We start from the raw sequence: 990 nt of genomic DNA on the forward strand, positions 1-990 counted from the left end.
GGGAACAATTTTGCTGTAGAAGTTGATAAAAAAGGAACTTTAAAAATTAACTTTCCTAGCAAACTACTTGAACTTTACAAGTTATTAGTAGATAATTTTTATTTGAAAAATTTTGAAAAAGAGGAATTGCAGAAAAAATTATATCAAGAATTGTTCCCTGATTGTCAAATTCCTTTTGAAGCACTAATTGAAAAAGAGGAATTGCAGAAAAAATTATATCAAGAATTGTTTCCTGATTGTCAAATTCCTTTTGAAGAATTAATTGAAGAAGTAAGTTTTTTTGAAAATTTTATAAAATGCTTAAAAGAATTTTATATTAAAAATAGCTTAGCACAAAGCATAATGTTTTTACTTGTGAGTGAATATATTAGAGAAAGTAGTGTAAGTGAAGAATTACTGGAATTAGATATATTTAAAAAAGTATTTGAAGAAAAAATGTCATTATATGGAGCTTCTGATGATTTTAAATTATCCGTGGTTCAGCGTGTTTTAAATGATAAAAACGGTGTTTATATTAGCAATTTAACATCTTCAAATATATTAGAGCTAGTAAATCATACTCAACCAGATGGTGAGATAGTATCAATAGAAATTCTAGGAGATAGCAAAAGTCCAGTATGACTTTCTAGATACTGTCTTAAAGTTTTGATTATAAATATAGTAAAAACCTCTAGCAATTAATTTAATCTATCATTTATATTTAAATAATTATAAGTTAGATTAATATTAAATATGGCTACAAAAAATAAAAAAGAAACAGTGAGTACTGAAACAAAAAATTTAGCAAATTTAGTTATCAAAGAAATAGGTAACGAAAATTTTGATTTTGATGTTTTGCAAAAGATGCAGCAGGCTTTTAGTACTGCAAGTAAGCAAAAACAAAGGGAAGCTTTTATAAGTGTTTTAGATAAAAAGCTTAATAAGGAGCAATTACATAAGCTCAATCAAGCAATAATGGAAAATGCAAATGAATTAATGCCGGATAATGAT

Annotated in this window: 1 protein-coding gene and 1 pseudogene; both read left to right on the forward strand. The window is 25.6% G+C overall.

The features are described from left to right. Positions 1-621 (forward strand): DUF5410 family protein (locus tag A452_RS0102245; RefSeq protein WP_017208505.1); only part of this gene is annotated, 621 nt, incomplete at its 5' end. 111 nt (positions 622-732) lie between these two features. Continuing rightward, positions 733-990 (forward strand): annotated as a pseudogene (locus A452_RS0102250) (DUF5410 family protein); the annotation flags it as partial.

It is taken from the genome of Rickettsia australis str. Phillips (assembly GCF_000273745.1).
Classification (GTDB): Bacteria; Pseudomonadota; Alphaproteobacteria; order Rickettsiales; family Rickettsiaceae; genus Rickettsia; species Rickettsia australis.